Here is a 20,052-nt window from a genome sequence, read left to right as displayed (position 1 = left end):
AATGAAGCATTGTGCTTCGTATCAAGTTCAGTGCCGGTTGACAGTTTTATGCTCCGAAACCCGCCCGAACGCAAAGCACGAAAACGTTAGCGTTAATTTTAAATAGACAACAAATGAAATTAAAAACATTCTTATTTCTTCTGCTATTAACGAATTCAACCTTTGGGCAAAAAGCAAAAGTTGAGTTCTTACCTGACTTGCCATATGATAAGTACGAACTAAAAACAGGTAAGGATACTATAAACTTCTACCTTTCTGTATCATCGAAAAAAGGGAATTTACCTTTACTAGTATTTATTCAAGGCTCTGGAATGAACTCTTTATTTACAAAATCTCAAAATGGACAAATTCGACCTGAATATGGACATATGGCATGGTTCGATGTTGCCAAGGAAGAGTACAGAGTATTAATAGTGGACAAGCCAGGCGTAAAATATCTGCAGACTGGAGAATCAAAATTATTTGACAGCAAATTCTCACTTGAAAATTGGAGCAATGCAATAGTCAATGCAATAAACTACATAAGCAAATTTGAAAAAATTGACACTAATAAAATTTTCGTTGTAGGGCATTCAGAAGGAGGTATAGTAGCATCAAGAGTTGCTAATATGATGAAAAACAGAATATCTAAAATAGCGATAATGGCTGGAGAGGGACCATCTCAACTTTATAGCTTATACAAATTCGCAGATGACGGAACATTTTTTAATACGAAAGAACATAACATGCCTACTTCTGAAGAGAGAATTAGGTATTTGACGAATACATGGAAAGATATTTTAGCCGAACCTAAAAGTATTACGAAAAAATTTTGGGGATTTACCTATTTGAGATGGTCAAGTATGCTAAAAACATCTGTAATAGAAGAGCTGACAAACTTTAATGGAAAAATTCTACTATTACAAGGGACATTAGATAAAAATGTTTATCAAGAAACTGCAACCATTGCCTATACAACATTGCTCACAAAAGGCAAGAATGTAAAATTAGAATTAATTGAAAACGCTGACCACTCTTTCAACATTTTGGACAAACCCGAAGTAAATGGCTGGAAAATGGTACTTGAAAAAACAATTCAGTGGTTTAACGAATAAAAACAACCGCTAACATTGTATTGGCGATGGTGGGGCTGATAGTTGTAAGCTCAATATTTGTTCTTCTATCGGGCGTTTGTGCAAATATTGAACTGACGTTTTTCAAATGCCCCACCATCGCCGAGCCGCAAAACGTTATCGCCGACTGGAAAACGAAAAATGAAGACGGAAAGCCCGCCGAGACGATGAAATCAAGCTGCCAAACGAGGCTTCCCTCATCACTTGGAAAGATAAAATCCACACGGGATAGCCCTAAAAACGAAGAAAAACCGGGCGTAAAGGCGCACGAATAAAGAAAAGTCGTAAATTGGCACTGCGGAAGCGGACGGAACCGGGCGGGGCGGAAGAAAGGCGATAAAAACGCACTCCTCAACGTTATAGGCAACCGTAAGACACAACAACGATGACATTGACACAAGAACATTTGGACTTTGAGAAATTCAGCCGACAATTAATCGCACTGACTGTTTTGAAAGTTGAGTATTCTGAAATGATTTACGAACAGACAAATCCAACACCATAGTGTCCGACACAATCCAAAAATCTTGACTCGGTTGACTTCGCTATGTTCTTGCATCCAGACAAAGACAAGTTAATTGAAATTTATTGGGACGGAAAATTTTTCCAATTTAGTATTGGTATTAAAATAAACGAGCCGTCCGACTTTCCTGGAAATATTAAGTGGCACGTTTCAGTTCATGACCACTCCCCCCTACAGTTTTGTAGAATGGCCTAAATTCAATTTGGGCACTACCCCCATCATAAGGCCATTCGTTTGAAACCCCATAAAGACCGGAACAACAAAATCATCAATACCTCCAAACGAAAAAGTTTTCTCCGGCATGGTTTCGATATGCTCCAGTCCGCTGTCCAAAGACCAAAAGCAAACAAACTCCCACAATAATGGACGACGGAAACCTTCTTCAAGAATGATCTAAAATGGCTTATACACTTGTTTTTTTACTAGCTTATAAAGGTGTAGGGGAGTACACAAAAACTAAGAGTATTAACCTGATGGGCGAGTAATTAAAAAATATTATTGCGAATCTGAGGGGCTAGAGAATGTCAGATAAATGCAAAAGCAAAGTACTATATATAGGACAGAACTTTCAGGTTATTGAAAAAAAAACAGATGCGCAGTCTTTTAGATGTAGTTCTGACACAACCCCTTCAATCATGGCATCTGTTTCTGAATACACCGTCTTTGACCGCAATATACAAAGCGGTACTTTGCATGGTAGGTAGTTCCTATGGGTGCTATTTAGCCTTTACCTTGTCGAGTTTGAAGACCTTATTGCGTGCCGATTATTAAGTCTAAGTTGGGGATTTATTTTATTTCCGTTGCCAATGTCTGGGCAATATCGCGGATAGGGCGAGTCGTCGAAAACATTATCCTGCTATCCCAAATGTGCCTGATCACGTTTTTAATCAGCAACATCTGAGGCTATTTGCCCAAAATAAAGCAGTGAACCTATAACTCTTGTCCTAACATATAGGAAAATAATACCCCTACAAAACAACCCCCTTAAGCTAAATGTATAGTGGTATGCCTACCAACTCTAAATAGAAAGCGCATACCATAAGACGTTGTACCATTTTTGATGTTATTTAACCAAACTTACCCGCCGTACCGCCGAGAAGTTTTGTCCCAAAACCTGTACTAAATACAGACCACTTGCCAAGCCATTGCCGTCGAGGGTGATGAATTGGGTTTCATTGGCCTGAACAGTTCCTTGGTATAGGGTGGCTACTTGTTTCCCTAATGCATTAAACACCTTTACGGTAACTCGTTGTGTAGTAGCGGTGGCAAAGTGGAACTTTGTTTGGGGATTAAAGGGATTGGGGTAAGCCTCACTGAGTAGGAACTTATTTGCCAAAGTTGCATCAAGGCTTGTTTCGTCTGTATAAAAGACCCGTCCATCGGCACTTAATTGCTTGATTCGGAAACGGTGGCGTCCGGGTAATAGATTGGGGATTATCTCTCTGTATGCGTTTTCCGGCGCGTCCTTGTTTTTGGGCGTAATGGTTTGTACCTCTTTAAACGGTGCATTTATCCCAAACGCATGTTCAATAACAAAGGCATCAATATTGGATTGGTTAAAGGCTTGCCATTCCAGTACGGCAACCCCTTGTTCCTGAAATGCCGTAAATCCTGCCACCTGAATGGGCAAGGCCGTTAATCCCATTCCCTGAAACATGCCATTTCCAAATGTAGCCACAAATAAGTTGGCATCTTTTACGCGAGGAACGACCATGCTTACGGGCATTATTCCGATACCCGCCTCCCGTGTCCATGTTGTGGTTCCACTCACTATTGTTGCCAGATACAACCCCGTACTGGTTCCGAGCGCATACAATGTAGCACCTTGATAAGGCATGATCGCGCCCCAGAGTACGGCTGGTCCATTCCCGCTTCCATCTGCATTTTGCTCGATGTTTCCACTCACATTCGTCCAAGAGGGTGTGGCAGAAAGGGCGTTTGTGGTATAATAAACGCTGATCACGCTATAATTTGCATAAGTCACCATGACTTTGTTGGCATCGGTAGGATCTACACTAATGGAGGAGGTGTATTTATTAGCACCTGCCATGCCAGCCCCAGAAATTTCAACGGGTACGCTTGCACCTGTTGCGGCATCTGCATTGTCTAAGCGGTAAATTCGCCCACCAATGGTTCCATAGAAAAGGTGGTTAGCGGGCAAAGTGGAGGCCTCTACAATAGAAATGGATTGCCCACTCACATCTGTACCTGATAGCTGTGTCCAATTGGTCGCTAAAGTACTATTACTTCCTTCGATGATTGCTGGGTCTTCCAAGTTGCTATTCCGCCAGACCGTTGTACCACCTGCCAAATACATGCGGGCAGTATTCGTGGGGTCTAAGATGAAGGGGTTAATAAATTGGTACCCTGAACCACCTGTTGGATCTACGCGCCGAACCCCTTGTAGCCCACCACTACTATTGACTCGGAAACGATAAATAGTTCCATTTTGCCATGAGAAGTAGTAGTACCCCTTATTATCAGAAATGGCTGTAAAAGAGCCGTCTCCGCTAAGTTGTTCCGTCCAATTGGCAGAGGAAGAACTATCGTTTACCCACCAAGACCCATTGTCTTGCATGCCTCCCACCAAGACATTGTCGTTGGCCATGTTTTGCACAACCGCCGCTGTGTAGAACTGAGTGGTATTGTACCCATTGTTTTGGTTATCCCAAGTAACGGTGCTTGCGGTTATGTCGTTCGTAAAACTGATTCCCCCGTCGTGTCCCGAAACTGCCACCGTACTGCTACCTGGGCGGAAAGTCAAGGCGTGTTGGTCGGCATGTTGGTCTATATGGCCTGTCGTACCATTCCAGTTGTCGCCAGAATTACTATACCCACCAATTTGGACAGAAGCCGTTGCAGTCGTCGAGGGTGGCGCAAAGGTTAATCGGTATAAACTGGTTCCGCCAATATAAATTTGATTCTCGTTTGTCGGATTAACTTTAATGAGTAAGTCGTAACTACCTTGGGAATTAAAAACCCCATTACTAAAACTTCCATAGTTTGGGATATTGCTTGTTAAGTCTGTCCAGGTATTGGTGGAGAGCTGATATTTAAAAAGCATATGCCCGTTCGTACCTGCACTAGGGGTTTCTGCTATAAAATAAACGATATCCTCGTTTGAAGGCGCAACAGCAATTTCAATTCTGCGGTAGCTACCCGTCAATGCGACCGGAGTAATATCCGTGAAAGAACCTGCGTCGCCACTGGTAGAGGTAAAGATACCTTTTGTTGTAGCACTACCCGAACTGTTCCCAAAGGTGGCATAGACCCGCCCCGTACTGGTAACCGCAACATCGGTATAACGAGAAGAGGAAGCAAATGACCCTAATACTATTGACCATGAAGTTCCGCCATTTGTGGAACGAACAATTAAATCGGAGGCACATGCGGCATAAATCTCATCTTGGGAGGTATTAGAGGGGTCTATGGCCAACTCCCAAACATAATCAAAGCGCGAGTTCCAAGATTGCGGACTGGGGGCTGAGCCACCAACATTGGCACTGAGTTGCGTCCATGAAACCCCACTATTGGTGGACTTCCAAATCCCTTCTCCAAGCAGACCAAAATACCCATTTGCTCCATGAGAGGTATTAAGTTCACCTGCCGCAAAATACCACGTTGCTTGTTTTCCGCTTCGGGTATCTTGTGCTAGTGCTGTGACATTATGAAGTTCATAGAAGCCCGCCAAAGGGTTGAGGGTGCTACGTGTCCAAGTATTGCCACCATTGGTTGTTCGCCACACGCCTCCTGTTGGACTACCTGCAATCAGGGTGTTGTAGGTATTGTCACTTACATCATATAGGATCGCACGGGTACGCCCGCCTATGTTATAGGGGCCACGCGAAGTCCACGAGAGTACATCGGTACTCGTTTTGTTCAGAAGGCCGCCTTCGCGCCGGAGTGGTAAGTTTTGGATAAATTGTAACTCTCTGGCGCGGATCCCCTCGGGAATTCTTCCGAGTTTGGGATCTTGAAAGCGAATCCGATCAAACTCTGCCCGGCCTGCACCATCTTCTCCTATTTCCAATTGTTCCGCATCGGGCAAGGTAGGAGGGTTGTGGGGGCGTAACACAAAAAATGAAATGACAATTACCCCCGTTAAGGCAAACAATAACCATCTCATCGCAATGGTAGGACTTTGCTTTTGCATAAGTATAATGGATATAGTAGGTTAAGAAAGAACAGGTGGCGGGTGTAATCCAATATTTCAAAATAGCTGCTCAGCCTTTGAAAATCAATTGAGAGGAGGTTATGGCCTCAGACTATTCCGGGGCTGTACATGATCAACCTTTTAGAAACCACATATCCATACATGCTTATACAGAAACGTATAGTGCCCTTGTAAGTGCTATGATTAAAGAGAATGGATTCAACAAACAAAGGATTTGGATAAAACCAGTGGTGAGGAAATATACAAATCATTAACAACAAATCATACAACAAAAAACACAATTTTGTTTGTTTAGGATTACATGAAGTGGAGGTTGTCGGGCAATGCGCAAAGTACGCCTACCATCAAAAAACGCCCCTTCGAGGTGAAGCGGCGTTTTAGAAAAGCAGTGGAAAAGCAGATTAATCGCGAGTGATACGGATCCGGTCGTTGTCGCGGGGTTTCTCGCTATCACGCATCTGATTTTGCCATTCGTTTACCTTATTGACAGGCACCACGGGTTCATTTTTCAAAACAGCGGCCATAATCCAATACAACACAAAAGGAGGGAAAAACTGGAAGATGAAAAGAGAGGCCACAAAACCAATCCGTACCAATGTGGGGTCTAAATTAAAATACTCGGCAATACCACCACACACACCCGCAATTTTTTTGTTGGTGAGCGATTTAAACAACGTCCTTTTACCATCACGTGTGGAGGCCGCTAAGGTTTGGCCTTTTTGCTTTCCAATGGATTTCGCGAGGTTCTTATTCTTTTTAGGACGCCAAGAAAGCACCCCAAAACCAAATAAAACAATCAAAAGCCCAGCAATGAGAGTCATGGAATTAACCAACGCCGTCAGGCTGAAACCCACAAGGTTGATCCCAAAGAATTGCAACATATAGGCAATTCCAACTGCAATGGTGGAAATACCTGCAATGGTGGGTAGGTTCAATACAGACTCCTTTTGTTCTTTGGTCTCAGAACCAGAGAGAACGGAAGCAATGTCGTGATCGGTGACCGATTCCAGGCTATTCAGTTCATCGTAGCGGGCGTCGTCCACGCGGGGGGTATTAAAACGGGTGCTCATATTTGGGTAGGGTTATGTAACCGATTGCGGTACGATCCGAAAGGGTGCAAGTTGCAAGTTACGAAATTCTGAACGCACCTTCTTCCGAAATTATCAAATTTACCGGGCAGTCATGTATTTCGCTGGGCAAAATGTCTTTGATGGTTGCATGATAGGTTGCTAAAACGATGGGAACAGATAAGGGTTTCAGAAATCGGTCATAAAATCCTTTGCCATACCCAAGACGAGTGCCTTTTTGATCGGCAGCGAGGCCCGGTACCAGCACAGCATCAATCTCTTGGTTAGAAACAGGCTGGGGGTGAAGGGGTTCCGGAATTCCCCATCTATTGGGCCTCAGTTCTTCTTTTGGATTAAACAAAACGGCCTGCATGTGGCCTTGCATCATATGGGTGATGTAGGGTAAAAGCAGTGTTTTGCCTTCCTGATGCCAGTGAGGAAACAAAGGCCGGAGGTCCACTTCGTGGCGTTGTACATCGGGGTAATAGACCATAATGGTTCCGGCTCTTTGGAATTCTGGCACGTCTTTCAGATATGCTACGATTTTGGAGGAAAAGACGGCATAAGTGGCCTCAGAGAGGGCTGCCCGATATGCAATCGCCTGTTTACGGAAAGCCGTTTTATCCTTAGATTCCATCATATGAAGCTCCACAATAGCCCAAAAGGTTTTTTGTTGTATGTTACCATTTTAGACGTTACACAGCAAGTGGGCCATACACTTTATCTTTTAATTCAGCCAAATGTTTATGCCACTACCAATTCAGGTTATCGCTTTTGATGCAGATGACACCCTTTGGGTGAACGAACCACATTATCAACACGTAGAACAACAATTCTGCGGCTTATTGGAAGACTTTTTGCCGCGACATACCGTGTCTCAGGAACTTTTCCGGACCGAGATGGACAATCTGAGTTTGTATGGATATGGTGCAAAAGCATTTATGCTCTCCATGATCGAAACCGCCATTCGGATCACCGAAGGCAGGGTGGGAGCCTATTCCATCCAGCGCATCATTGACTTGGGACGCGAGATGCTCCACGAACCGATCGAACTATTGCCCGATGTACAAACAGTTTTAGAGGCTCTACAAGTGCAATTTCGCTTGGTGGTGGCCACCAAGGGCGATTTATTGGACCAAGAACGAAAGTTGGAAAAATCTGGCTTGGCCTCGTATTTCCATCACATCGAGATTATGTCCGACAAAAAAGAACGCGATTATCGCAAATTATTACACCATTTAGAGGTTCCACCAGAGGCTTTCCTAATGATTGGAAATTCACTTCGGTCGGATGTCCTGCCCGCGTTGAATTTGGGTGGCTGGGGCTTCCATGTACCGTATCACACCACATGGGAGCACGAAAAAATAGATGTAAAGATTGAGAATGAACGATTCCGCACCCTCGAAACCCTTAAAGATATCCTTCCTATTCTGTTATGAGTAAAATCCAAGTTGACCTTGAAAACTGGAAACGGCGCGATCATTTCCGGTTTTTCAGTGGTTTTTCTGAACCTTTTTTTGGCGTAACGGTCCGGGTGAATGTCACCAAAGCATGGCAAGCAGCCAAAGAAAGTGGACATTCTTTTTTTCTTACGTATTTGCACCAAAGCCTAAAAGCGGCTAACCAAACCGAGGCATTCCGCTACCGGATAGAAAAGGAAGCCGTGTTCCTATACGACCTCATTCATGCCTCACCCACCATCAATCGGACGGACGGAACCTTTGGATTTGCATACATGGATTATCATCCTGATTTCACGACCTTCGCAACCAAGGCCACCGAGGAAATCCAACGGGTGCGTACCTCTTCTGGTTTGGAATTGGTGGCAGGCGATGCGAACATCCTGCACCTTTCTACCTTGCCCACGTTGAATTTTACAGGACTCTCTCATGCCCGCCATTTTGGGGTACAAGACTCGATTCCCAAAATCACGTTTGGGCAAATGACAGGGCCAACCCACCAAAAAGAAATGCCCATTTCCATTCACCTGCATCATGGCTTGGCAGATGCGTATGATACAGGGCTTTTTGTGGCTACCTTCCAAGACTTGCTTAATACAACGGATTAGCCGACATGTATTTGACCCAATAAGTTTTTATATTGCTGCTACATAATTAGGGACCAGCCCACCGCCAATACCATGCTGAACCCCTTGGATAATGCAAAAAACACTCATTTTAGCCCATCGTGGCCTTGTCACCGCATATCAAGAAAACAGCCTTCCCGCCATTAAGGCCGCCGCCGAAAGCCCATATTGCGACGGAACGGAATTTGATGTTTTCCTGACCAAAGACCAAAAAGTGGTGCTTTTCCACGACGAAAACCTGAAGCGCCTGACGGGGGTGGACAGTAATATCTATGACATGACTTGGCCTGAACTTCAGAATGTAGCGTTGATGGACGAAATAGAAGTGGATGGAGGGCTCCGAAAATACGCCCGAACCGAAAAGATTTGTCTCCTAACCGATGTTTTGGAAGAATTGCGCGGGAAAGATGTATTCCTGGACATTGAGCTAAAGGCATATAATGTCTCATGGGGAAAACGCAAAATAGGACGCGAGGTTGCCCGCATTGTTCGTCAGTTTGGTATGGAAGAACAATGCGTCCTGACATCTTTTAACTTCTTTATGACCCTTGATGCCGAGCGGGCACATCCCCGCATCCACACCGCTTTTGCCTACGACGACAATATCCCGCTCCCCGGAAAATGGCTAAATCGGATTTTGGAAAGTAACTTATTAGGGAAGTTGGTTCGTTCCAGCATGGTTATTGCAGAGCATACCCTATTAGACGATGATACCATTACCCAATTTGTCGCCCGTCATATGCGAACAGGAACTTTCACCCTGTTCCCGCTTGTACCGCAAGAATTACCCGCCTATTTGGTTGCAGAGCATGCCGATATTCTCAGGCGATTGGTCAAACAGGGAGTTGGTTGGGTAGAAACCGATCACCCCGAACTGGCGCATGGCGTACTACATGGGAAGCCATTGTCATCAATAAACGTTAAATAGCCTACCAAGGCCACTTCTTCTGAATTTTTGTATGTCAGTTTTCCGTTCATCCATACTCGGTCTAATAATTGGAATAGGGGCAAACATGTCCCTATTTCCCTATATCCAAGCCCAACCCGCTACTTTCTCGCAGGATGTATGGTATCATATTTTTGTCCGAAGTTTTCATGATAGCAACAACGACCGCCATGGAGACCTCAAAGGCATTACCCAAAAACTGGATTACCTACAAGAACTTGGTATTACAGGCATCATGCTCTCGCCCATCCAAGACGCAGATTGTTATCACAACTATTTTGCGAATGACTTTTACCGAATTGATCCGCGCTTGGGAACCATGGACGACTTCTTGGCGCTCCGTAAAGAAACCAGAAAACGAAATATACGCCTAATCTTAGACATGGAGATGCAGTATGTCACTGATAAACATCCTTGGTTTAAGGACTCATACCAAAATCCGGCTTCTCCCTACACCCCTCTGTTACGATACCACGATGCAGGGAACACACAACCCGAAGGCGGGGTTTGGGGGCTACGTTCGTATAAAGACTGGCAAGGAAAAGACATTGGGATGATTTCGGTGGATATGACCAACTCCGAAACCCTGCAAGAGATGATCCGGCTCTTCAGCTATTGGAGCGACCCAAACCAAGATGGTCATCCAAATGACGGGGTAGATGGTTTCCGGATAGACCATATGATGGACGATTTAGACAACAAAGGCCTCATAAAAAACTTATACCCTGTATTCTGGAAACCTCTTATTGAGCAGATCAAGCAGCGCTATCCTAAAGTGTTTTTTATTGGTGAACAGGCCAATTGGGGCTTCGATGCACCGATGTTTTCGGTGGCTGGTGTCGATGCACAATTTGGTTTTGTACAGTGGTATGCCTTCCAGACAGCTAAAGGCCACCGCATCCGGGGGGCCATAGATTCTACGCGATTAGCAACACCTGAAAAACATTTTCATCTTACCTTTGTGGAAAACCACGACACCAACCGAACGTCGCTCTCCTTCCAGACGGCTTCGGCCCTTACCTTGTTAACCGGTGGTGTCCCTGTTTTGTACTATGGCCAAGAGCTTGGGATGAAAGGTACAAAAGGCGACTGGGGACACGATGGCAACGACATCCCAATGAGACAAGCTTTCCGGTGGCAAAAAGACCGCGAAGCAGCCGGATCGGCCATCTGGTATAAAGCCGATGCACCATGGTGGACGCCCAGCCTTCCATCTGATGATGACTTGGCCTCGCAATATTCCAATCCGGACTCGGCATGGCGTTTCTATCAAAAATGGATTGCTTTTCGGAAACAACACCCCGTACTTTTTTCCGGAACGTTACATTGGCTGCCCGTATCCGATGACACCTTGCTCGCCTTCGAACGACGTGAAAAGGGGAAGCATATCCGCATATGGGTGAATCTTTCCGATCGGCATCGCACGGTTTTTCAGAACAAGCGCCGTATTTCATTGGCTCCATTCGAGATCAAGGTCATGCACTAATTTTCCGGTAGCGGTTTTTTGGTTCAATACGTTCCTGCTTTGAAGATTTACCGTGAAGACCTACAAACCTCATAGCATGTAAGCGCTTACCTTTGTACCTTTTCCGTATAAAGCACAAAAAAACGTAACCCTATATCTTGGTATCCGGTTGTACCCTCACCCACCAATTCCATCTGCCAGTACCCCAATATAGCGGTTTCGCAATGCCCTCTATACCCCCTAAACAGACTTCAAACCTTAGAACAAAATGAGCACAACCCGCACCAAACTCCACGACATGGTGCAAAACATTTGGTGGAGTTGGAATCCTGTTGCATTGGATTTATTCGAAGAATTGAATCCAGCTGTTTTCCACGCTTCTGGTAATAACCCTGTTATTGCTTTGCGCGAGGCCAAAGGCATTGTCTTGAATGACCCCGATTTCTCCAAACGGGTGGATGCTGCCTATGATGCTTTTCAGGCATACATGGCTACGCCACTCAATGCCGAGTATCCGAAAATGGCCTATTTTTGTATGGAATATGGCCTACACGAAAGCCTCTCGTTATATTCTGGTGGGCTGGGTATTTTGGCGGGCGATCATTGTAAGGCCGCTTCGGACCTACGCTTGCCTTTTACGGCTATTGGTCTTTTCCTTCGCGAAGGCTATTTCAAACAGTCTTTTACCAACGATGGTTGGCAAGAACACCAATACCCCGTTGTTAATCCGGCCGACATGCCCGTTTCGCTGGTCAAAGATGATGCGGGCGCTCCGGTGATTGTAACAGTACAAGTGGGCGATCGCCCGCTGAACCTTCAAGCATGGAAGATGCAAATCGGGCATACGGTGATGTATCTCTTAGATTCAGATATGGAGTCCAATCCCGAGTATTTACGCGCCCTTACCCACCGCCTCTACTCTGGTGGAAGCGATACCCGCATCATGCAGGAAATCGTACTGGGGATCGGTGGTATTCGCTTGTTGCGCACCTTAGGCGTTGAAGTAGAGACCTATCATATGAACGAAGGGCACTGCTCGTTCCTGACCTTAGAACTCTTGGACGAAGCCCTGAAAAACGGCCTTTCCATGAAAGAAGCCGAGGCTGCTGTTCGTTCGGAGACCGTTTTTACCACGCATACGCCCGTAGAAGCTGGCCACGACCGCTTTGATCCATCGCTGACACTGTATATGTTGCGCACCGTTCGCGAATCGCTGGGTCTTTCCGAACGAGACTTTTTGGGGCTTGGTCGGGTGGATGCTTCCGATCCTTACGCCTTGTTCAATATGACCATCTTAGGATTCCGATTCTCGCGCAAACAAAATGGGGTCTCGGCCCTGAATGGCGAGCTTTCCCGAAGAATGTTTAAAGACATGTGGCAAGTGGAAGATGCCGCTAAGGTGCCGATTACCCATATAACCAATGGTATTCACCTTGGCACTTGGGCAGCACGTCCGGCGCAAGAGTTTTTATCTAAGCATTTGGGCGATTGGCAAAACCGGGCTGCCGATCCTGGACTTTGGGCGGCCATAGACCAGATTCCGGACGAACTCCTTTGGAAATACCGTTCTTCGTTGCGCAAACGGTTGGTAGAATTTATTCAGCAACGCGCACCACAGCAAACCATTCCAATGGAGCCGAACTTCGATCCAGATGTACTGACCATTGGGTTCTCGCGTCGCTTTGCCACCTACAAACGCGCAACCTTGCTGTTTATGAACGAAGAACGCCTATTGGAGATTTTTCGTAAAACCGATCGGCCCATCCAAGTGGTGTATGCAGGGAAGGCGCACCCACAAGATGAGGGCGGCAAGCAACTTATCCAGCGCGTCTTTTGGTACACGCAACACACCGAACTTCGCGGAAAAGTGGTGTTGATGGAAAACTATAATATGGAAATCGGGCGCTATTTGGTCTCAGGCGCCGATATTTGGCTCAATAACCCACGTCGTCCGATGGAAGCCAGTGGAACATCGGGGCAAAAAGTGGCCATTCACGGCGGCCTTAATCTCTCGATCCTCGATGGATGGTGGCCAGAAGGCTACAAAGGCAACAATGGCTGGGCAATTGGAACCGATGCCTCTGCCGACATCAAAGACCCGAAGATTCAAGACCCGGAAGACGCAAATTTCCTCTACGACACCCTTGAAAATGAAGTCATTCCCGCCTTTTACAACCGTGACGAAAGCGGCATCCCTATCGCATGGGTTGCGCGAATGCGAGAAGCCATGAAAACACTCGTGTACCAATTCTCTGCCGAGCGTCAGGTAAGAGACTACATCGAACAGATTTACAAAGGGTGATATTCAATACGTATAACACACCGGATTTCCCCATCGGTTATCAATCAGTGGGGATTTTTTATCTCTTCTTGTTCATCATGACCACAGACACACATTCTCTAAGAACTCTACAAAATGCCCGAAAGCATGAAATCCACTTTGCCGAGTTCTTGCTATTGCACTGACGTTTTAATTTGTGTCATTGTATTTTTGGGCGCTGGCGTACCTTTTTTTGAGCTTGCTTCTGGCCGATTCTGTCGTGCCTGTTTTACTACTTTTACCAGCGCTCACGATCTTGCTATAACGATAAAAAATTGGCAAGATTGACTAACATATAGAAATTAAACCTGAATGCTGTAGGAGTTGCATAATAAATCATTGTACATCGCATCAGAAGTGAAGCCTTTGCTTAAAGAAGCCTTAGGGACGTTTTTTTGGGAGAAGGTCTTATCGGGTGCTATTTACTCCCCTCTTATACGTTGCAAAGGTAAATCCATCATGTTTTTCTTCATGCTCTAAAACATAAAGATTACCGATCAAGTGCCTAAATTCTGGAAAAAACACATTGGCTTCAGGCGATTGATGAACGTGGGTGATTTCCCAACGGTCGCACGTGGTCAGCAATTCCATATAAAGGCTTCTGCCTCCTGATACAAATATCCTTTTGTGGTCTTTGAAAGCATCCAAGGCGGCTTCTGTTGTCGGGAAAACATGTACCTCCTCAAAGTCATAGTGCAAATCCGGCAGGTGCGAAACCACAAGGTGAGGGCGGCCTTGTAGCGGGTGGCCAAATTGATGCACCAACGAATCAAACGTAATGCGTCCCATCAATAATGGATGCCCCAACGTCATGGCCTTGAATCGGCGCAGGTCAGCGGGGATGTGCCACGGCAAGTCTAAGTCTCGGCCAATCGCCAAGTTATCCGCAACCGCAGCAATTAAGATCAATTCAGGACGGGCTTTGTTCATACGGCCACCTCAAATTTTATCGCAGGGTGCGGGTTGTAGTTAATCAATTTAAAGTCGTCGAACCTTAGTGCCAACAACGGTTTTTTTGCAATTATTAATTCTGGCAAGGGGTGCGGGGCACGTTTAAATTGTTCCTTTAATCCATCAATATGATTCACATAAATGTGGGCATCAATCAACGTATGTACAAATTCACCTACCACTAAACCAACTTCCTGTGCGATAGCCTGTGTGAGTAGGGCATAACAGGCCAGATTAAATGGGACGCCCAACGCAATATCGGCACTGCGTTGGGTAAGGTGGCAATTAAGGGTACTGGGGCGTCCTGCCTCATCTGGCTGAACATTCAGTGTCCACGTATAATGGCACGGCGGCAACTTGGAAACACAGGCATTGGCCGGATGCCATGCCGAAACTACCAGTCGGCGGGAAAACGGATTCCGTCGCAGCTCATCAAGGATAAAACCTATTTGGTCAAATGACCATGATCCATCCGCTTCTTGTTGAACATTTTCGTGTCCAAATTGCGAAAAAACTTCGCCACCTAATGCCACAGATTTTTCCGGAATAGGATACCGACGCCAATAGCGCCCATAAGCCGTCTCTAACTGACCATCCCCATTTGCCCACGCATCCCATATTTTGGTGTGTTCGCGTAGTTCCCGAATATGATCCGCACCGGACAAATACCATAGCGTTTCCCGCAACATGGAGCTAAAGAAGATTTTCTTGGTTGTCAGTAGCGGGTACCCCTCAGAGAGATTCACGCGGTAACTTAGCCCAAAACAGGAAATAGTATCCATCCCGGTTCGGTTCGGTTTACGTTTGCCCTTTGAAAGGACTGTTTCTACAAGGTCTAAATAGGTTTGCACAGGTCAAAAGGATGGTTTAATTATTACGCCAGATTGGATGCACCAGTATATGGAAGGTCTGGAAAATACTGCTTGGGAAGGGAGAGATGGGCGAATTTTCGAGTGGGAAGGTGCTCTATAAGGAAAGGCCATCAATAAAAAAAGCCAAACCTGTTCTAAGTTTGGCTGATCCATCGGCGGAAAGAGTCAGGATTAAGGTTATTCGATGGGCATACCAGCACTTCCCCATGCTTGGATGCCGCCGCTGAGGTTGGTCACCGTCTTAAAGCCCAAGCCGCTCATAATTTCGGCGGCGCGTGCACTCCGGCTGCCCACTGCGCAATAGATGAGCACTGGCTTTTCTTTGTCCAAGAGTTGAACTCGGTTCTCAAAACCTGGCTCCATGATGTCTATATTGCGAGACTTTGCCAAGTGGCCCATTCCAAACTCTTGTGCTGTACGGACATCCACAATTTGTACACCTGGTTGTTTGGCGGCTTCTGCAAAAGCGGCCACATCGGCTTCTACCATACCAGTGGTTGCGCTCCCCGAAGTGGTTTCTGGCTTATTACAAGCGGCTACTAAAAACAGGAAGAGAAGAATAAAGTTGCGCATCCTATTGTTTTTTACAATCTTAGAAAATTAATGCCCGCTCCGTTGTATGAAACAAAGCCGAAGCGGGCATCCCTGTTACCATTAATATAATCAAAATTTATGCTGGCACGACGTCTTGTGCGAGGCGCAAGCCATTTTCTACGGCATCGTCAATGTAGATGACTTCGTAGCCGTGTCGTTTGAGGTAAGACACCGCCGAGGCTGCACGCGCACCGGACTTACAGTGAACCGCAATAGTCCGATCTTGTGGAACTTCCGAGAGCCGAGGGATAAGTCGCGTGTAGGCCAAGTTGTGGGCATCTGGCAAGTGACCTTCCACAAACTCGCTGGAATACCGAACATCCAATACAAAGGCATTTGTTTCATCCAATATTGCCGGAAGTTGGTCGAATTTAATGCGTTGGATACTCTCTGTAGGCTGGAGTTCATCCACATATTGTCCCCATACTTCGGGGGTGATATAGCCTACCACTTCATCCAAGCCCACCCGAACCAAGTCGCGAACCGCTTCATCTACATGATTTTCGGCGATGAGCAAGGCCATTTTTTGTCCTGCTTCTACTAATGACCCTGCAACAGTGTTGAATGTTTTATTAAACGGCGCATAAATTGCACCCGAAGCATGAGACGCTGCAAAGGCATCGCGATCGAAGCGTGTGTCTATCATCACATTTTCGGGATCGGCCAAAAATGCCTTGAGATCAGACACCGAGAACGCTTTAGGAGATGGCATTTGGCCTAAAATATTCCAGCCCTCTTTGTTCATTTTTTTCATCCGGGCAAAATACAAAGGCGGCTCAGGCTGGCCATCCAAGATAAAGTCCACAAACTCTTGTTCGCTTTTAGCAGCAAAAGATACCGAGGCGTTATAACGTTTTTCATAGCCAACCGTCGTATCTGGAATTGCGCCGAGCGCTTTTCCACATGCGGATCCGGCTCCGTGACCTGGCCAAATCTTCAGGTAATCCGGCATGTCGAAGAAGCCTTGCAAGGTATTATACAAGACCCGTGCCGAGCTATCCATTGCGCCAATGACACCCGCCGCGCTTTCCAACAGATCTGGACGCCCTACATCACCCACGAAAATATAATCTCCGGTCGCCATGCCCATAGGTTCCGTGGCACCTCCACCAATATCGGTCACCAAAAAGCAAACATGTTCCGGTGTATGGCCGGGTGTTTTAACCACTTTAATTTCAATATTGCCTACCCGAAAAACATCACCATCTTTTACAAATACCGCGTCGTAGGCACTTTCTTTGGCCCATTCATACTTCCAATTGGCATCTCCCTCGTCCGATACATACACTTTTACGCCCTGAGAAGCCAGTTCGCGCATACCAGAAGCAAAATCGGCGTGGATGTGGGTTTCCGCCGCTGCCACCAATTTAAGTCCTTCGGCTGCCGCTGCTTTGTGATAAGTATCCACATCGCGCTCGGGATCAATAATGAGGGCTTCGCCCGTGCGTTGACACCCAATTAGAAAGGCATTTTGTGCCAGTTTGGTGTCGGTGATCATCTTAAAGAACATGGTCGTTAAGGTTTTAATGAGTACATAATTCTTGGGATACGGGCTGTAGCAGATGATGGCTGATATACTTGACATCAATTGTAACAACTTGTAATAACAAGATACAATAACAGATTCGTAAAGTCAAACTTTTTTTGTGAAGGAATGACAAAGTAGTACTACTGCTTAAACAAGGGCTGAAACTCCTGCACGGCAAGGCCGCTTTGTACCCGCTCTAACAGCATACAGTAGGCCACCTCTTGGTTGTTGTAGAAGCGATCTTGTACATAAACAGGTTTTTCACCATGTGTGAAAACGGTTCGACGAATGTAAAGCACCGGATGGCTTTCTGGGATATTGAGGTGGCGGGCCACAGCAGGCGGGGTAAAAATCGCTTCGATCTGGTAACGGCCCGAAACCACTTCTATTCCATATTGCTCTTCTAATATCTGAAAAAGTGTTCGGGTTTCGAGGGTTTTTTGATCCAAAAATTGGCCATACATGAGGGGTAGCCAAGTGGTATCAAAAGCGATTGGACGGTTATCACCCAGCCGTATGCGATCCAGCCGAACAAGGTCATTGGCGATGTCTTGCTGAAGGGTCTGGCTGATTTCGGCAGGAGGCTTTTCGCGTCCAAAGTGAAGCACGCGGCTCGAAGCCCGCATACCAGCGGCTGCCATGTCCTCGGCAAAATCGGTGACACGCATCAGTGGTTGTCTAACTGGATGCGGCTTGACAAACGAACCAACCCCTTGGCGGCGGTAAATAAGGGATTCGTTTTCCAAGGTGCGTAGGGCATGACGAACCGTAACACGGCTTACATCAAACCTTTTGCATATTTCACTTTCCGAAGGTAATTGGGCATTGGCCGCAAATGATCCGAGGCTGATCTGGTTGCGGAGCCAATCCGCCACTTGTTCGTGCCGTGCCTGAGGGAGAACTTCCATCTGTTGTGTGGAGGGGGTAAGATTAAAAATGCTTGTTATTACAAGTACGAACGTTTGTATTAAAAAAGGGTTCCCAATGCTTTAATCATGTGAAAAGCCAGTCGGCCGGATTGGTCGGAGCATTTTGCCGGATCTGGTCTAATGAACACCTCAATAACTCGCCCATACGGGTACAACGCCGGAAAACATCGCTGCCGTAATGCTTGCCCAATTGCTCCCCCAGCAGCGCAACATTTTCTGGATGAGAAATCACATCTAAGGTCATTACATCTAATAAATATTCCAGCCTTGTTCGCGAAACGGTCATACGCTGGCTAATGAGTGCCCGCTCTTCGCGTTGATACTGAAGCGCCGATTTGGTATCCAATAAGTCTAATCCTAATTTAACTAAAGGTAGATTCTGGGTGTAGAACTGTGGTAGGTAAACATTTTTCTTCCAATGATACGATTGCTGGTCAAAGTCTATGGCCCGCATCCGATAGTGCCATTTTTCAAAGTCTTTGGTCATATCCACAACAAAATTACCGGAGTGCATATCCCCCAATAACCGCACAAAGCAGCGTTCATTAAACTTGACAAACTCTTTTGCCAGCCTCACTTGGTCGAAGCGGCTGGGTGGGATGTTCTCACGCATAAAGGCATCTGCCGGAATCCCAATAATATGCTCTTCAATCACCGTTGTGCCATGAATAAAATAATTTAGCCGATTCGGCGACAAGATATGTTCCAGTTCAAGTCCATAAATCCGGTTGGCATCTGTGCGTTTTACGTAATAATAGTCTATATTGTCATTCATCCGATTGATCACGCGAATTCGGAAAGGCATGGTGTTTCCGTATAGGCATAAGTCCACGCGGTCAATGTCTAAGTGCTCAATAATATTTCGGTCGCGGTGGCCATACAAGATAGCATATGTTATACGAAGGCTATCATATATTTCAGTCATTTCATTTGGCGCATAATACACCGTGGACCATAAGGTATCTTTGCCCGTTTCATCGCATTGGGCAATCGAGTTATCGAAACGTAAGAGGTCATCATACCGAATACCTTCGCGGAAAATGCGTCCGTATTTAACCAGATAGTCATGAAAATTCTTCTGGATCGGATAAACCGCTTTTTTCTTGCTAATCAGGTTTTTTTTCATGAAGCAGGATAGCGAGGTGAGACATACTGGCGTGCAATCCGAAACCAATTTAAACTTCAAACGTAAAGAAGTGACGTTACCCCAAAAAAAACCTCAACTTTTAACCAAATACCACCATGAACATCACCGGAACCATTTCGTATCAAGACTTTGAAGGCGGATTTTGGGGCATTATCGGCGATAACGACCAAAAATACTATCCAGTAGAGGGAATTCCAGCAAATTTGCAAACCAATGGCTTACGTGTTGAAGCAGAAATTGAACCTACCAATGTGGTCACGTTCGTCATGTGGGGACAGCCCATAATTCTACTCATGATCCGTCGTATCTAATTTTTTTAGTAGCCCTCAATCTTTCAG

The 20,052-nt window shown here is 45.8% G+C and carries 17 protein-coding genes; 7 read left to right on the top strand and 10 right to left on the bottom strand.

All coding sequences use genetic code 11. The annotated features are described in order from the left end of the window. Positions 1–113: 113 nt before the first annotated feature. Positions 114–1,094, top strand: a complete 981-nt coding sequence (locus JNN12_16095) for an alpha/beta fold hydrolase (GenBank protein MBL7979859.1) — start codon at positions 114–116, stop codon at positions 1,092–1,094. Here the strand turns inward: JNN12_16095 and JNN12_16090 are convergent. The 4 genes from JNN12_16090 to JNN12_16075 form a co-directional block, all read right to left on the bottom strand. Beyond that, positions 1,084–1,335, bottom strand: coding sequence for a hypothetical protein (locus JNN12_16090; protein MBL7979858.1), 252 nt, complete (start codon positions 1,333–1,335; stop codon positions 1,084–1,086). The two genes, JNN12_16095 and JNN12_16090, sit on opposite strands and share 11 nt — an antisense overlap. Before the next feature lie 1,363 nt (positions 1,336–2,698). Then, on the bottom strand, positions 2,699–5,788 hold the full coding sequence (locus JNN12_16085; protein ID MBL7979857.1) for a T9SS type A sorting domain-containing protein: 3,090 nt from the start codon (positions 5,786–5,788) through the stop codon (positions 2,699–2,701). 422 nt (positions 5,789–6,210) lie between these two features. Next, a complete protein-coding gene (locus JNN12_16080) occupies positions 6,211–6,879 on the bottom strand; it encodes a PspC domain-containing protein (protein ID MBL7979856.1) in 669 nt (222 codons plus the stop codon). Between the two features lie 58 nt (positions 6,880–6,937). Beyond that, positions 6,938–7,516: a 5-formyltetrahydrofolate cyclo-ligase gene (locus JNN12_16075; GenBank protein MBL7979855.1), complete on the bottom strand. Its 579-nt coding sequence runs from the start codon at positions 7,514–7,516 to the stop codon at positions 6,938–6,940. A gap of 106 nt (positions 7,517–7,622) precedes the next feature. Here JNN12_16075 and JNN12_16070 point away from each other — a divergent pair, with 106 nt between their 5' ends. The 5 genes from JNN12_16070 to glgP all read left to right on the top strand — a co-directional run bounded on the left by JNN12_16070 (position 7,623) and on the right by glgP (position 13,675). After that, entirely contained in the window at positions 7,623–8,315 is a 693-nt protein-coding gene (locus tag JNN12_16070; protein MBL7979854.1) for an HAD family hydrolase, read from the top strand. After that, complete coding sequence (locus JNN12_16065; GenBank protein ID MBL7979853.1) at positions 8,312–8,944, top strand: hypothetical protein; 633 nt, start codon at positions 8,312–8,314, stop codon at positions 8,942–8,944. Before JNN12_16070 ends, JNN12_16065 begins: the two co-directional genes overlap by 4 nt. A 91-nt stretch (positions 8,945–9,035) precedes the next feature. Then, on the top strand, positions 9,036–9,890 hold the full coding sequence (locus JNN12_16060) for a hypothetical protein (GenBank protein MBL7979852.1): 855 nt from the start codon (positions 9,036–9,038) through the stop codon (positions 9,888–9,890). Between the two features lie 85 nt (positions 9,891–9,975). Beyond that, positions 9,976–11,394, top strand: a complete 1,419-nt coding sequence (locus tag JNN12_16055) for a hypothetical protein (GenBank protein ID MBL7979851.1) — start codon at positions 9,976–9,978, stop codon at positions 11,392–11,394. 247 nt (positions 11,395–11,641) lie between these two features. Next, positions 11,642–13,675 (top strand): alpha-glucan family phosphorylase, encoded by a 2,034-nt coding sequence (gene glgP, locus JNN12_16050; protein ID MBL7979850.1) that lies wholly within the window; start codon positions 11,642–11,644, stop codon positions 13,673–13,675. Positions 13,676–14,101: 426 nt separating this feature from the next. Here glgP and JNN12_16045 read toward each other — a convergent pair whose 3' ends face one another. The 6 genes from JNN12_16045 to JNN12_16020 form a co-directional block, all read right to left on the bottom strand. Continuing rightward, positions 14,102–14,623 carry a dihydrofolate reductase gene (locus JNN12_16045; protein MBL7979849.1) on the bottom strand — a complete coding sequence of 174 codons (522 nt, stop codon included), beginning with the start codon at positions 14,621–14,623 and terminating at the stop codon, positions 14,102–14,104. Next, the gene (gene thyA / locus JNN12_16040) at positions 14,620–15,495 is read right to left on the bottom strand and encodes a thymidylate synthase (GenBank protein ID MBL7979848.1); all 876 of its coding nucleotides are present in this window, start codon (positions 15,493–15,495) and stop codon (positions 14,620–14,622) included. The genes JNN12_16045 and thyA overlap by 4 nt, the downstream gene beginning before the upstream one ends. Before the next feature lie 198 nt (positions 15,496–15,693). After that, entirely contained in the window at positions 15,694–16,089 is a 396-nt protein-coding gene (locus JNN12_16035) for a rhodanese-like domain-containing protein (protein ID MBL7979847.1), read from the bottom strand. A gap of 97 nt (positions 16,090–16,186) precedes the next feature. After that, positions 16,187–17,620, bottom strand: coding sequence for an MBL fold metallo-hydrolase (locus JNN12_16030; protein MBL7979846.1), 1,434 nt, complete (start codon positions 17,618–17,620; stop codon positions 16,187–16,189). A 158-nt stretch (positions 17,621–17,778) separates the two neighbouring features. Then, positions 17,779–18,546 carry a GntR family transcriptional regulator gene (locus JNN12_16025; protein MBL7979845.1) on the bottom strand — a complete coding sequence of 256 codons (768 nt, stop codon included), beginning with the start codon at positions 18,544–18,546 and terminating at the stop codon, positions 17,779–17,781. An 85-nt stretch (positions 18,547–18,631) separates the two neighbouring features. Continuing rightward, complete coding sequence (locus tag JNN12_16020) at positions 18,632–19,693, bottom strand: hypothetical protein (GenBank protein MBL7979844.1); 1,062 nt, start codon at positions 19,691–19,693, stop codon at positions 18,632–18,634. A 116-nt stretch (positions 19,694–19,809) separates the two neighbouring features. Between JNN12_16020 and JNN12_16015 the strand changes: the two genes are divergently transcribed. Further along, positions 19,810–20,025: a hypothetical protein gene (locus JNN12_16015; protein ID MBL7979843.1), complete on the top strand. Its 216-nt coding sequence runs from the start codon at positions 19,810–19,812 to the stop codon at positions 20,023–20,025. The last annotated feature ends 27 nt before the right edge of the window (positions 20,026–20,052 follow it).

The organism is Bacteroidetes Order II. bacterium (assembly GCA_016788705.1).
Classification (GTDB): Bacteria; Bacteroidota; Rhodothermia; order Rhodothermales; family UBA2364; genus UBA2364.
The sequence above is the reverse complement of the archived record's forward strand: the minus strand, read 5'-3'. Positions and strand labels throughout refer to the sequence as shown.